This is a genomic window from Pseudomaricurvus alkylphenolicus (assembly GCF_011683955.1).
GTDB classification, from domain to species: Bacteria; Pseudomonadota; Gammaproteobacteria; order Pseudomonadales; family Cellvibrionaceae; genus Pseudomaricurvus; species Pseudomaricurvus alkylphenolicus.
This window is the reverse complement of the sequence record NZ_JAAQPI010000003.1, coordinates 97696-110430: the sequence shown is the minus strand read 5'-3', so window position 1 is coordinate 110430 and position 12735 is coordinate 97696. Positions and strand designations below refer to the sequence as shown.

The window sequence follows — 12735 nt, the reverse complement described above, 5'->3', positions numbered from 1 at the left end:
GTTGCGTTTATAGAGGTCGAAATGAGTAAAAAATCAACAATCAGCCATATTCCGGTTGGAAATGGCGACATGACACTTATGAAGATAGCATCCAATGACACCTACCACTATGTGCTGGTGGACATGCATATTCGTCAAAATGGCGAATCGGATGACGATAAATGTGACGCCTTAGCGTCACTACATGATCTGCTGGATAAAGATGATGAGGGGCGTCCTTATGTGGATGTGCTGATCCTTACCCACCCAGACGAGGATCACATCAGAGGATTTCGGGAGAACTTTCATCGGGGGAGCCCTGATGACTACGTGGCACCTAAAGATGGCGAATACGGTAAGATATTTGTCAGAGAGATATGGTCTTCACCCCTAATCTTCAGGCGCAAAAGCAAAAATAACAGCCTTTGTAAGGATGCAACTGCTTTTAATACTGAGGCAAAGCGAAGGGTCGAGCTTTATAAGGCTGAAAAACAGATCGGTAAGCAGGGTGACCGTATACGTTTAATTGGCGAAGATGAAGATGGCAAGACGGACGAAATATTGGATATCGTCTATCAAAACGAGGATGTGATAGACACGCTCAATGAAGTGTATATCAAGGAGTTAAGTGCCAGAGTATTGGGACCGCTTGCTGATGATGAGTTTGAAGACAACACCTGCCCGGATAAAAACCGCTCCAGTATCATTATCCAGTGGGGACTTGCTAGCCACGGTTACTCGTCGCCATCTAACTACATTTTGCTGGCCGGTGATGCCGGTGTTGAGGTGTGGGATGTGTTATGGGAGAAGTACAAAAATAATACCGATGTGCTGCAATACGACATCCTGCTAGCCCCGCATCATTGTTCCTGGCATACCTTGTCGCATGACAGCTTTAGCGACACTGATAATCCGCGAGTGTCCGAAGACGCAAAATCCGCATTAGGCGAAGCGCGCCCAGGTGCAGTAATTGTTTCAAGTAGCGACGAAATCGAAGATAACGAGAATGATCCGCCGAACTATCAAGCCATGAAGGAGTATGCAAGCATTACGGATGAGAATGACGGCACATTTCAGTGTCTTGCTGACTACAAACCTTCCAGTGGGAAGGCACCGGAAGTGCTGACCTACAAGCTAACAAATAGCGGCCCTCAGGAAGAAGCAAAGACCTCTGAGGCGTCATCAGGCACTGCCAAAAAAGCTGCACGAACTGCGGCGACAGGAACGTTATTTACTGGGGCGGGCAACGCGATTGGCCATGGGTGATGAACAGCCGGAGGTTTCGCCCTTCATTCAGGCGGCCCTAGAACAGATAGGTAATTATTCGGCAGTTAATAGCGTTAAGGACGTATCTGTCGGGCAATATGCCGTTATCGTTGAAACGGAATGGGTGGTTAAGCTGCCTAACAGGTTTCGCAAACAGGGGGTTTCGGATACTGGTGTCAGAGGGGTAGAAACCGTCTACTGGCGTTTGCCATTGGACTACCCGCAACGTGCGCCCTCACCTCGGTTGAGGGTGGATTTTCCGACTAATCTTCCACACCTTAATCCCTACACGCCGGGGGAACTGGTTTATCCCTGCATCTCGGAGTCACCGTTAGTAGACTTGCTTCATAGTATGGGATTGACGGCGCTGTTGGATGCTGCGTGCCAATGGCTAAATAATGCAGCTGCAAATGAATTACATTGCCCAGTGCAGGGCTGGGAGCATGTTCGCAGAGACAATACAAAAGGCCTGATTCACGCGGATACCCATGCCATTCGTGCCGATTTGGATGCGAGCACCGATGTTGTCAAGTTCTACAACTATCGGTATTACCGTGTGGGGAGTTCAGAGGGTTTTCTGATGGGGGAACTAATAACCCCCAGTTTGGGGGCATCCAATTCCGCACTGAAGAAGAAAAATCTGGGAATTGACACGTATACATCCATTCGTAACGCTCCTGGCGTTCTATTCCGGACAGAAAACGGAAAGGTCTTTGACGAATACCGGCCTGAATCAGTCCATGATTTTGTGAGTTTACGCGGGTTTGCAAAAGGCTTGGGCTTGCAACACGCCTTTGACGCGCGGCTAAAACATATACTTGCAATGTCGAGCCCCCAGTCCATGCAGAAGCAGGATAAGGCCCCTGTTGAAGAGTTCATGGTGACTTTTGCGGTTAAGCGCCCCTTCAACTTGATAGGTACGGAAAGTCCATGGGAACTTCTCGCTTATCGTGTCTACTTTAGCCAGGATCATGCGGAAAAAATTCCAGATGAGTCGGTCGTTCGACCAACGCAATTGATTGAACGGACTTGTCCGAAATTACTGCAAGCAGTATCGGGAGACAAAGTTGAAGAACCTGTAAATATTGGCCTGCTGGGTTGCGGCAGCCTTGGTTCAAAAGTTGCGCTTCATTTAGCGAAGACTGGTTGCTACAAGTTTGAGTTAGTTGATAACGATTACTTTGGTAGCCACAATAATGCTAGGCATGGGCTGATTGTTCCAGATTTCAGTAGTTTGTGTTTCAGCAAATCTCAGCTGCTACACAGGCAACTATCGAGTCTCAATGTTGAGTCAACGCCAATAGACAAAGATATTCGGTCTATGGGTACTAAGGCGGGGTTTTCACTCAGTAAAAGGACAGATTATGTTCTTGATACTACAGCGTCGCTGCCTGTTCGGTACTATTTGTCTCACCATTGTGAGTCACTTCGTGGGAGGCTGGTTCAGTCAACCTTGTACGGAAAATCCACCATGGGCGTTGTTGCTCTAGAGGGAGATTCTCGCTCAGTACGTGTTGATGATATTGCTGCTTTTGTGAACGCGTTATGTATTGGCAGTGAGCCGATCAAAAAGGCCATGTATGGTGGAGAGGGGCCGCAATCTAATCACTTTGGAGAAGGTTGTGGTTCGGTGACAACAATAATGAATGATATAGATATTTCGTTGATGTCGGCGGCTGTATCTTCACGAATAAATGCGCATATAAAAAACAGCAACGATACATCGGAAGGTATTCTGCATGTTGGCACAATAGATCACTCTTCCTTAGATATGACTTGGATGACTTATAGGTTTCCTCCGACTTTAATCATTCCCAGAAATAACGATTTTGATTGGAACGTCAGGGTTCTGGGATCGGTAGCTAAAAACATTGAAGATCTGAGCATTGATGACCCAATGCTCGAAAATGGGGGAGTTATTGCGGGGCAGGTATGCCAACTTTCAAAAACCATCTACGTCAACTACTTACTGGATGCGCCGAAAGGCAGCGTGCGTACTCGGGATAGGTTTGTTTTGAATGTGGAAGGCCTTGCTGAAGAATTCGAGCGTATTCACGAAAGGACTAACGGGCAGATAACTTTTCTGGGTACCTGGCACAGTCATACCAGCGCGACACCACCATCAACCATTGATAAAAACTCACTTAAAAAATTGCAAATAAACTACGATTTACCCATTGTCATGCTTACCTATACTGGAGGGCACATAGTGCGAGTTGAATGTTAAAAGAGCTTGGGAAATATTTCGACCACTACACAATCAACGCGAGGTTTATGCCTGCGTTCTTTTCGGTTCTGCCATTCGTTTTGACAATGTTGGCTTGGTGTCCGAGTTCAAAAAGCATATTGGGAGGGTCGCTCACAGTATTGATCAGTTTTGGTGTCATGACATTTATTTCAACGTTTGTTTCTAACTTGGGAAATAGATGCCAAAAACAGCTGTTTTCGATATGGGGTGGAGCTCCTACAACAGCCATCCTTAGGCACAGAGATCAGGTCTTAGATAAATATACAAAGCAGCGGTATCACAAATGGCTGGATGGCAAAATTGACGGACTGAACTTACCCAAAGTAGAGGATGAGATAAAAGATCAGAGCGATGCGGATTTAAAATACCAAAGCGCAATAAACTTCCTTAGAGAGTTCACCCGAGACAAAACAAAGTATCCAGCTGTTTACCGAGATAATGTGGCATATGGATTTGCACGTAATTTACTGTCAATACGTGTGATGGGGCTGTTGGTTGCTCTTATATGCGTAGTGATAAATCTGTATTTTGTATGGCCAGTACTAGCGCTTGCTAAAGTAGAGACAGACGGGATTATTTTGAGTAATTACTTGCTTGGAGTAGGGGCTGGGCTTACTTCGGTTGTGTTTGTGCTTGCCTTCTTATTGGTTATAAACAATAACTTTGTAAAGGAGCGTGGTTTCAGGTACGCGAAGACGCTATTAGAGTCTTGCGAGGAACCATAGCCCGAGCTACATTAAATTTCTTTCCCTGCTGAAAGCTTTCCTCTACAGCTAATCCAAAGATTCCATGATCATTGCCCCAACAAAGGACAATGATCATGCGAATGACAAAACCTCTAATCCTCTTGGTTGCTGTACTCTCAGCACCTACTTATGCCGTCACTGACCAGGAGCGATCTGCACTCCAGCGTCTGAATAAAGAGCTGGAGGCCATCACCAATATCATTGACGAAGCCCAGCAGGCCGTGAATCCGGGTGATCGAAGGCAGGTTAATTACCGGCGCCTGAGAGCAGATATGCTAAAAATCCAAGAAGGCATTCTTGATGCCGCCAACACGGCGCGGCGTGAGCCACGGTCGTTACCTCCCATCGAAGGAAATTATCGCTGATGGCCGTATCAGCGTCACAAGAGGCTGCTTTCACCGGGGCAACGCTAGGCGTACCCATGGGGAGCTTTAGCCTAACGATTCTTTTGATCTTTTATTCGGTGCTCTATATCTGGGTCGCCTGGGTCATTGTCACTCAGTGGAAAGCCTGGTCGCACCGAAAAATAAATTTCTACGACTTTCTGACGCGGTCAGTCCGCTCAATCTTTTTAACCCTCGTTCTTGGCTTCCTACTGCGATAGCGCTAACGAAAACATACCAATGTGAAACTTTTAATACGAGATGTGAGGAAGAAAATGAACCCTTTAATGCATGAATCTGCTTTTATACAGAAGCGCAAAATTGCTCCTTTTTCAATATTTTGGCTGTGGCTGGTCTCAATATCAGCTCAGGCACAGCTGCCTACACCCGTCGATCCGTCGAGCGGTGCGCCTAACGGTAACTATTTGGCCTTTATGCAGGGGTGGTCGGGAGATGCCATTGACTATATTGCCCTGGTTATCTCAGGCGCTGGTTTTCTATGGATCGGTTGGATCTTGCTTTCCAAATTTAATGAAGCGCGTAGTTCCAATGACCCTGATTGGGGTTCTGTAGGCTTGACCGCAGTTATAGCCGGTGTGCTTCTGGCAATCGTGTCTTTCTTCCTGAACGAAGCCGTTGGAATAATCTGAGGTATGGAATCGCAGCAGGAATCCAATGAGCTGTTGCCGGTGCGTCTGAATGCTGAACCGTCGATCTTCAGGGGATGCTCACTCTCAGAATTGATGCTGCTGGTTACTGTGGGTGGTATTGCCCTGGTGCCCGGTAGCGTCATTTTGTGCGGCTTATTTGGCTATCTGATGATGGGCGTCGGTATCGGTTTGCTCTTGGTGATTGCCTGGGTCGTTATTGGCGCAACGATATTACAAAAGCTCAAGCGGGGCAGGCCGCTGGGCTACTACCAGTTGCGATTACGCCTATGGCTTGAAGACTTTCACTTGCTGCGTTCCTCGTTCATACGGCAAAGCCGGGTTTGGGATATTGGCCGGAGAATGAAGTGATGAATAAAACCATAAGTAAACCAGCGGCTATCAGAAACAATCAGGCCCGACAGCGACTGCTCGCCGCCACTGATCATATTCGTACATTGAGACTCGTACTAGTGTGTTTGCTTGTTGCAGTCATCGCGCTCTGGTGGCGTAACGGCGTATTGCAGGAAACGCGGCGGCTCTATATTCCGCCCGATTTGACTCAGGGGCTGGTAACCAATTTTGATAGTGTGCCAGCACCGACGGTATACACCTTTGCTTATTACATTTTCCAGCAATTGAACCGCTGGCCAAGCGACGGAGAGAAAGACTACCCCAAGCAAATATACGCGCTGCAGGGTTTTCTTACGCCTGGCTGTCGAGCTGCGCTGGAAGCGGATATGAATACCAAGCAGGAACTGGGTGAGTTGCGTCAACGGGTTCGCTCAGTACAGGAAATTCTTGGTCAAACTTATTCCCGTCAACGTGTCCAGATTGAAACCAGCAGTGCGTGGAGAATCTGGCTGGATGTCAATGTCACGGAATCGATTGGAGGCCATCCGGTTAAGGATGTGCTGTTGCGTTATCCCTTACGTGTAGTTCGATTTGATGTCGATAAAGAGGTTAATCCCTGGGGCATGGCATTAGCCTGTAATGAAGCCATGCGCCCAGTGCTGTTACCAGAGGACCAGCTTGGCAAACCCTTCCTGCGTCCTGGAGATGATTTATGAAAACCTGTTTTCAGTGGTTTTGTGGGGTTTTACTTACGGTAGCGGCTGCTACGGTCATAGCCGATGCCCCACACCGTGTACTTTGGGACAAGCGCCCCATTAGCATTCACCTACAAGTGGGTCATGAACGTATTATTCATTTCCCTGATGATGTGCGTTATTGGCTGCCTGACATGGTTAAACGCCAAGTGTCAGCGCTTGCGGCAAACGGTGTTTTGTATGTCAGGGCAACTGAGTCATTTCCGACAACCCGTATCCGTGTTCAGGGGCTGAATGATCAGCAAGTTTATTTGTTAGATATAACGGCCAGTGAAGCCGCTGCAGCTAGCGATGAATTGATTGTGATGACAAAAGAGAGCACCCGAAATCGCAGTAAGGAAGTAGCCAAGTACAAAACCACTGATGACTGGCGTGTCCGGCTAACTCGTTACGCTGCACAACAACTCTACGCGCCGGAGCGGTTAGTCGATGGTGACAGCGCGATTAAACGAATACCGGTTGAATCAAAAACGTCAATTCCATTGATTCGCGGTGGTCTTATTGAAGCTGTGCCAATAGCTTCATGGCAAGGTCATGGGTTAACAGTGACAGCGGTTAGAGTGCGTAATTTGTCGCGGCAGTCACTGCAGCTACAGTTTGATCGATCCGATTCTCATCAAGCGCTAAACCTAAGTTATCTTGTCCGTGGAGATTGGCTGACGGCAACATTGCAACATGACCGTTTGGGGGAAATGGGTAGCGAAACAGATACTACCACCTTGTATCTGGTCTCGAACCGGTCTTTCGTGGAAAGCCTTTCCCTGCCGATTGACAACCGGGCTCTTCAAAATAGGCAAACGGGTAAAGAGGAAACGCAGGATGGCTGAAAAGCGTATGAATCCGTTGCTAATCGGGGGGGCTGCGCTGGCCATTGGTTGCCTGTCACTCGTGATGTGCTCGGAACCACAGGAAAGTTATCAGCCTGTGGAGCAAATACCTGGGTATGACCCTGAAGCCAAACCGCAGGATGGTGATACGCAGACTGATACTATCAAAGCATTGCAGGCCTACGCCCGAGAGGCGGTAAAAAAGGCGGATACTTTGAATGCATCAACCAAAGAAAACATGGGCAAGGTGCTAGAGAACCAGCAAAAAGTATCAAGGCTGGAAACGGCTAATCTGCAAGCGCAGGAAACATTGGATGAAACCAAGGCGACCATAGGATCGCTTCAACAGCACCTCAGTCAGCTAAGGCGTGAACTTAATGATTTGAAAGAAAGTAAAGGCCCAGCCAACATTGGGCAATTAAATCAGGATGGATTGCCCGCAGGCTTTGGTTTTGATGGTCAGAATGTGATTCCGGTCAATCCAGATCAGGGTGCCTGGCATAACCCTATTGATTATATCGAACCAGAAACGACCGAAGGTGATAGGGGCCGATTTGCCGGCTTATTGCCTCGCTCTCCTAATACCTCTGCGACGGATAACGAGGTACGAGATTCTGAAAAGAAAAATCAGATTGTTGTCGATCCTGTTTATACGATACCCAAAGATGCAACGTTAACGGATGGACTAGCTCTAACGGCGTTGATTGGCCGTATTCCTGTGGAGGGACAGACGCCTGATCCCTATCCGGTAAAAATCTATATCGGCAAAGAAAACCTGTTAGCCAATGGCCACGATATGCCCGAGGTCGAAGGCATGATTTTCAGTGGTTTGGGGTTTGGTGACTGGAACCTCTCTTGTGTGAGTGCTCGCCTAACATCAGCCACCTTCATTTTTGAGGACGGTTCTATCGTTAACCACAGTAGCCAGGGGCAACCCTTGGGTTACATCTCTGACCCTAGCGGCGTGCCCTGTGTAGCGGGGCGCTTTGTTACCAACGCACCATCATTTATTACCCAGCGTATTGGACTGGCAGGGTTAGGGGCGGCGGGTTCTGCCTATGCCGAAGCACAGCAGCAGCGGCAAACATCATCATTAACCGGTTCAACGACGAGCACTGTCGTAGGTGACATTAATAAACTGGTTGCTGGTGAGGCTGTGCAGTCAGCAACAGATGAAGTCAGTCGGTGGTTGTTGGCACGACAAAAACAGAGTTTTGATGCGGTGGTGGTGAATCCGGGGGTAGAGGTATCCGTCCATTTAGACCGCAGTTTGCCACTGGATAAAAGTTCGATTGCAAGGAGATTACGCTATGCGAAAAATAATTCTCATATTAATCACGATTTGGATTAATACCGGACTATTGTCTGGTTGCGCCAGTTCCAAGGCAAAAATATTTGGTACGGACATGCCGTCAATGAAAAGCATTCACGATGAAAAATTCCAATATGCTGACGATGAACAACTGGTTAGGCCACAACGTGCAATCAGCGATGAGGTCAATGCTGAACAAGAAGAGTTTCAGTGGTTACCTAATCCGACACTGCGAATGTATGTTTTTAGGCACCTGACTGCTGCAGGCCACCCAGTACCTGGATATTGCACTTTTTTCCGGCTTTACACCCAGGATCATATTGCGGCTCCGGGCGAACAGGCAGGGTGGGAATAGAAATGGCAGATAAGCAATTAATAGGCAAGCAACCAAGCCGTAGTTCAGTGATTACGGATGCTGATGTGGATACACTCTATCGTCACTCCGCGTCGTTAAGCGATTGGTTACCGTGGGTAGACTACGATGAGGCGACCGAGACGTTTACCCTCGAAGATAGTTATAGTGCTGCAGCGATGTTTGAAATCACCGGTGTTTCCACTGAAGCACGATCAAGCACGTTCTTGGAGGAAGTCCAGGCCAATATACAAACCTGTATCAATCACACAATTCCTGCACACGATAATCCTTTCGTCTTGCAGTGTTTTGTCTCGGATGAAGACTCACTGTCAGTATTATCACGATCTTTGAATACCTACGCAGAGAGCCATTGCAGGCAAACATCAGAGCATCGATTATTGGCAAGCAATTTCGTTGCCCGTATGCAAAGGCATTTCAAGCGTATGACACAGAGCACCGGGTTATTTGAAGACAGCACGGTGACGGGCGGTAGTTGGCGAGGAAAGGTGCGTCGAGTGCGGGTATTTTTGTATCGCCGGAGAGAGTTAAACGATAACGAACATATCGACCCCGTTACCGAGATCAACCAGGTCGCGGAACGCTTTGTCACCCAGATGGCAGCCACAGGCATTGGTATTAGACGATGTGATGACCATGATCTCTATGCCTGGTTATTGCGTTGGTTTAATCCAAAGGCTGAAGTGACGGAGGGAGATTTGGATAAGCTGACTGAGTTAATGTCACTTCCTGAAAGGAAGGATCGGGTATTTAGTCATGACCTGTCCGATCTGTTGTTTCTCTCTCAGCCCTCATCCGATGGCGGTCATGGTGTTTGGTACTTCGATGACTTGCCACATAGAGCGATCACCGTGGATGCGTTGCGTAGAAAGCCTGTTCCCGGCCACTTCACCGGCGAACGACAGGTTGGCGATAACCTGTATGCGTTGTTCGATAAGCTGCCCGAGGGCAGTATTCTCTCTTTATGTTTGACACTTCAACCACAAGACCTCGTCGAAAACCATGTAGTGCAAGTACTTAATTCAGCAAAGGGTGAAACGGCTGAAGCGATGGCGGCGGAGCAGGATGCCAAGGAAGCGTTGAAGTGGATGTCTCACGGGGATTACCTATTACCCACTGTTATAACGCTGTTCACCCGTGGCGATTCCCTCGCAGATTTGCAAAAGAAGACCAATGAAGTCAATGCATTGTTACTAGCCAATGGTTTGCATCCCATTCGAGAGAAAGATGAGTTGCTGCCGTTGGATACCTATATTCGCCAGCTACCCATGAACTATGAGCCGAAGCGGGAAAAGGTCAACAAGAAGAGTCGCCTGGTGTTTTCCAGTGATCTCGCCAGGTTATTACCTTTTTACGGTCGCAGCCGGGGTACTGGACATCCGGGGTTGGTTTTCTTTAATCGAGGCGGCGAGCCTTTAACCTTCGATCCGCTGAACAAACTGGACCGGGCTAAGAATGCCTTTGGTTTGGTTCTGGGGCCTCCTGGTTCTGGTAAGTCGGCATTAATGGTGTACATCCTGTTGCAGGTCGCAGCGATCTACGGTGCGCGAATTTACATTATAGAGAAGGGCGGTTCGTTTAAATTGTTGGGGGATTACTGTCGATATTTCGGACTGAGCGTTAATCAGGTAACGCTTCACCCCAAGGAAGACGTTAGCCTGCCTCCGTTTTCTGACGCCTATGAAATGCTCAAAAGGGAACGGGCACAGCAAGCGTCGTTTGATGAAGAGCCTTCAGCTTATGAAGAGGCATCCTTGGATGCTTCGGATAACAGTGATGATGACGAAGAACGTGATCTATTGGGCGAGATGGAATTGAAGGCCCGCATTATGATTACCGGCGGGGATAGCAAGGAAGAGGCCGTGATGACACGGGCTGATCGCCTAACGATTCGTAGGGCGATTATCCTCGCTGCGGAGGAGAAGCAAGTGGCTGGCAGCCGAGAAATCGTATTAACCGAGGATGTGGTTGATGCATTGAACAAGTTAGCGGTAGAAGAGTCCAGCACGCCGAAACGTCGAGAACGCGCCAAAGATATGGCCGATGCAATGGCATTGTATTGTTCAGGTACTGCCGGGCACTTTTTTAATCGCGTGGGCAAAGCCTGGCCAGAGGCCGATGTCACTATTATGGAAATGGGCCTGTTAGCTAACGAAGGTTATGAAGATCAGCTGGCCCTAGGGTTTATGGGCCTGATGAATCAGATTAACGGAGTGGTAGAGCGTGAGCAATATGATCATCGTCCGACTTTTGTCCTGGGCGATGAGGCTCACCTAATTACCACCAACCCCTTGTTAGCTATCTTCTTGGTTAAGATCGTGAAAATGTGGCGAAAGTTGGGTGCCTGGTTATGGCTGGCCACTCAAAATCTGGAAGACTTTCCCGATGCCGCCAAAAAGCTGCTCAGCATGTTCGAGTGGTGGGTTGCTATGGTCTGTCCAAAGGAAGAAATTGAGCAAATTTCACGTTTTAAAGACCTGACCGAAGAGCAAAAAAGTATGCTTCGCGCGGCAAAAAAGGAGCCTGGAAACTATACCGAAGGTGTTGTGTTATCGGACAACTTGCAGTGCTTGTTTAGAAACGTACCGCCACCGTTAGCTTTGGCGTTGGCCATGACCGAAAAGCATGAAAAGCAGCAGCGGGCTGAAATTATGAGGTCTCAGCATTGTTCCGAGTTAGAGGCAGTATTTGTTATTGCTGACAGTATGAACTCGACGGAGCAGGATCAGCAATTGTGACTACTCATCAGGGGGCTCGTCGTATTTCTCTTGCTGTATTCGTTGGTGAATTTCCTCACGATTTACCCTAACATTTTTTGGGGCTTTGATTCCTAAGCGGACTTGATTGCCTTTGACTCCCAGTACGGTAACCTCGATATCGTCACCAATCATCAGTGTTTCGCCGATCCTTCGCGTTAGTATGAGCATCCTTACCCCTCCAAAAGTCCTTCGCAGTCATGCACTACGGTAACGGTTGCTGATTGCAGTTTGTTAAAGTGTTCATAACCGACCTTCCAAACACCGGATTTCTCAACGGTGCGAATCGATGCTGCACGCATTTTCTCCGTGAAAAGATCGAGTGTTACGGCTGGCTCCGTGCCATTCAGGAATTTCAAGGTAATGTGGTCGTTCCAATAGGGGCGGTATTTATGCAGATCAGTGTTTTTTAGTTTTGCAGTACTTTGCCACTCACCATTATGGTGGAGGACAAAGCGAAAATCGGTGATGGTGCTTGCTTCACATCGTGTTACAGGCTCTGATGCTTGCCACTGAACCAGGGTGTTGTCTGCTTTGGTTTGTTTAAGCGGCTCGCTGATTGGTATGGAAGTGCATGCAGTCAAGAAATAGAAAGTAAGCGAGATTACAAATAGTCGGTCCACAATTTCCATGTCCCTATAGTGATGTTTGGACGCATTATAGCTCAGGATCTCAGTTTACGCTCTACAGAGCGTAGAGGTCAAGCTGGTAAAACTTAACAATTACGCTCTATGGAGCGTATGACTTTGCGAGATGAAATCAAAAAAGCCTTCGGTGAAAACCTGCTTAAGCAGCGTCGCCAGGCGTCTGAAACCCTGGAAGGAGTTGCCACAAAGGGTAATATGACACTGCGCTATGTGCAGGATGTCGAAGCGGGCAACAAGCTGCCATCTATTCTCACACTGATCAAATTGTGTGATGCGCTGAACATTACACCCGACAAATTGCTTCTGCCTGTCCTCAATCACTACAAAAAGCTCAAGAAAACGAGAAAGTAGAATCTGATCTAGACCCGCTCACGGTGCACATTGTCCGTGGTCATGGTAGTTGAGGATCAAACCCATTACGTCTACTTATTGCTTTGGGCAG

Annotated in this window: 15 protein-coding genes; 13 read left to right on the top strand and 2 right to left on the bottom strand. The window is 47.9% G+C overall.

Annotated features, from left to right (window positions below; genetic code table 11):
* Positions 1-21: 21 nt before the first annotated feature.
* The 12 genes from HBA55_RS09280 (at position 22) to HBA55_RS09225 (ending at position 11628) form a co-directional block, all read left to right on the top strand.
* Complete coding sequence (locus tag HBA55_RS09280) at positions 22-1245, top strand: ComEC/Rec2 family competence protein (protein WP_166989754.1); 1224 nt, start codon at positions 22-24, stop codon at positions 1243-1245.
* Complete coding sequence (locus HBA55_RS09275; RefSeq protein WP_166989752.1) at positions 1238-3472, top strand: ThiF family adenylyltransferase; 2235 nt, start codon at positions 1238-1240, stop codon at positions 3470-3472. The genes HBA55_RS09280 and HBA55_RS09275 overlap by 8 nt, the downstream gene beginning before the upstream one ends.
* Positions 3466-4218, top strand: coding sequence for a cellulose-binding protein (locus tag HBA55_RS09270; RefSeq protein WP_166989750.1), 753 nt, complete (start codon positions 3466-3468; stop codon positions 4216-4218). The genes HBA55_RS09275 and HBA55_RS09270 overlap by 7 nt, the downstream gene beginning before the upstream one ends.
* Positions 4219-4313: 95 nt before the next feature.
* Positions 4314-4604: an RAQPRD family integrative conjugative element protein gene (locus HBA55_RS09265; protein WP_166989748.1), complete on the top strand. Its 291-nt coding sequence runs from the start codon at positions 4314-4316 to the stop codon at positions 4602-4604.
* A complete protein-coding gene (locus HBA55_RS38170) occupies positions 4604-4843 on the top strand; it encodes a TIGR03758 family integrating conjugative element protein (protein ID WP_166989746.1) in 240 nt (79 codons plus the stop codon). The genes HBA55_RS09265 and HBA55_RS38170 overlap by 1 nt, the downstream gene beginning before the upstream one ends.
* Positions 4844-4909: 66 nt before the next feature.
* Positions 4910-5272, top strand: coding sequence for a TIGR03745 family integrating conjugative element membrane protein (locus tag HBA55_RS09255; RefSeq protein WP_206019688.1), 363 nt, complete (start codon positions 4910-4912; stop codon positions 5270-5272).
* A gap of 3 nt (positions 5273-5275) precedes the next feature.
* Positions 5276-5641 (top strand): TIGR03750 family conjugal transfer protein, encoded by a 366-nt coding sequence (locus HBA55_RS09250; protein ID WP_166989742.1) that lies wholly within the window; start codon positions 5276-5278, stop codon positions 5639-5641.
* Entirely contained in the window at positions 5641-6339 is a 699-nt protein-coding gene (locus tag HBA55_RS09245) for a PFL_4703 family integrating conjugative element protein (protein ID WP_166989740.1), read from the top strand. The genes HBA55_RS09250 and HBA55_RS09245 overlap by 1 nt, the downstream gene beginning before the upstream one ends.
* Positions 6336-7205, top strand: a complete 870-nt coding sequence (locus HBA55_RS09240; protein WP_166989738.1) for a TIGR03749 family integrating conjugative element protein — start codon at positions 6336-6338, stop codon at positions 7203-7205. Before HBA55_RS09245 ends, HBA55_RS09240 begins: the two co-directional genes overlap by 4 nt.
* On the top strand, positions 7198-8556 hold the full coding sequence (locus HBA55_RS09235) for a TIGR03752 family integrating conjugative element protein (protein WP_166989736.1): 1359 nt from the start codon (positions 7198-7200) through the stop codon (positions 8554-8556). Before HBA55_RS09240 ends, HBA55_RS09235 begins: the two co-directional genes overlap by 8 nt.
* A complete protein-coding gene (locus HBA55_RS09230) occupies positions 8516-8872 on the top strand; it encodes a hypothetical protein (protein ID WP_166989734.1) in 357 nt (118 codons plus the stop codon). The genes HBA55_RS09235 and HBA55_RS09230 overlap by 41 nt, the downstream gene beginning before the upstream one ends.
* A gap of 2 nt (positions 8873-8874) precedes the next feature.
* Positions 8875-11628 carry a conjugative transfer ATPase gene (locus HBA55_RS09225; protein WP_206019687.1) on the top strand — a complete coding sequence of 918 codons (2754 nt, stop codon included), beginning with the start codon at positions 8875-8877 and terminating at the stop codon, positions 11626-11628.
* On the opposite strand, the gene csrA is transcribed toward HBA55_RS09225, so the two are convergent.
* Together csrA and HBA55_RS09215 are read right to left on the bottom strand one after the other, a co-directional pair.
* Entirely contained in the window at positions 11629-11817 is a 189-nt protein-coding gene (gene csrA / locus HBA55_RS09220; RefSeq protein ID WP_166989732.1) for a carbon storage regulator CsrA, read from the bottom strand.
* A 2-nt stretch (positions 11818-11819) separates the two neighbouring features.
* Positions 11820-12269 carry a hypothetical protein gene (locus tag HBA55_RS09215; protein ID WP_166989730.1) on the bottom strand — a complete coding sequence of 150 codons (450 nt, stop codon included), beginning with the start codon at positions 12267-12269 and terminating at the stop codon, positions 11820-11822.
* Positions 12270-12386: 117 nt separating this feature from the next.
* Between HBA55_RS09215 and HBA55_RS09210 the strand changes: the two genes are divergently transcribed.
* The gene (locus tag HBA55_RS09210; protein ID WP_166989728.1) at positions 12387-12644 is read left to right on the top strand and encodes a helix-turn-helix domain-containing protein; all 258 of its coding nucleotides are present in this window, start codon (positions 12387-12389) and stop codon (positions 12642-12644) included.
* Positions 12645-12735 lie beyond the last annotated feature (91 nt).

What these genes read in the sequence shown, in the direction of transcription:
- HBA55_RS09270 (WP_166989750.1), top strand. Translation starts at nt 3,466, where the DNA reads ATGTTAAAAGAGCTTGGGAAATATTTCGACCACTACACAATCAACGCG.
- HBA55_RS09275 (WP_166989752.1), top strand. Translation starts at nt 1,238, where the DNA reads ATGGGTGATGAACAGCCGGAGGTTTCGCCCTTCATTCAGGCGGCCCTA.
- HBA55_RS09255 (WP_206019688.1), top strand. Translation starts at nt 4,910, where the DNA reads ATGCATGAATCTGCTTTTATACAGAAGCGCAAAATTGCTCCTTTTTCA.
- HBA55_RS38170 (WP_166989746.1), top strand. Translation starts at nt 4,604, where the DNA reads ATGGCCGTATCAGCGTCACAAGAGGCTGCTTTCACCGGGGCAACGCTA.
- csrA (WP_166989732.1), bottom strand. Translation starts at nt 11,817, where the DNA reads ATGCTCATACTAACGCGAAGGATCGGCGAAACACTGATGATTGGTGAC.
- HBA55_RS09235 (WP_166989736.1), top strand. Translation starts at nt 7,198, where the DNA reads ATGGCTGAAAAGCGTATGAATCCGTTGCTAATCGGGGGGGCTGCGCTG.
- HBA55_RS09210 (WP_166989728.1), top strand. Translation starts at nt 12,387, where the DNA reads ATGACTTTGCGAGATGAAATCAAAAAAGCCTTCGGTGAAAACCTGCTT.
- HBA55_RS09225 (WP_206019687.1), top strand. Translation starts at nt 8,875, where the DNA reads ATGGCAGATAAGCAATTAATAGGCAAGCAACCAAGCCGTAGTTCAGTG.
- HBA55_RS09280 (WP_166989754.1), top strand. Translation starts at nt 22, where the DNA reads ATGAGTAAAAAATCAACAATCAGCCATATTCCGGTTGGAAATGGCGAC.
- HBA55_RS09250 (WP_166989742.1), top strand. Translation starts at nt 5,276, where the DNA reads ATGGAATCGCAGCAGGAATCCAATGAGCTGTTGCCGGTGCGTCTGAAT.
- HBA55_RS09230 (WP_166989734.1), top strand. Translation starts at nt 8,516, where the DNA reads ATGCGAAAAATAATTCTCATATTAATCACGATTTGGATTAATACCGGA.
- HBA55_RS09265 (WP_166989748.1), top strand. Translation starts at nt 4,314, where the DNA reads ATGCGAATGACAAAACCTCTAATCCTCTTGGTTGCTGTACTCTCAGCA.
- HBA55_RS09245 (WP_166989740.1), top strand. Translation starts at nt 5,641, where the DNA reads ATGAATAAAACCATAAGTAAACCAGCGGCTATCAGAAACAATCAGGCC.
- HBA55_RS09240 (WP_166989738.1), top strand. Translation starts at nt 6,336, where the DNA reads ATGAAAACCTGTTTTCAGTGGTTTTGTGGGGTTTTACTTACGGTAGCG.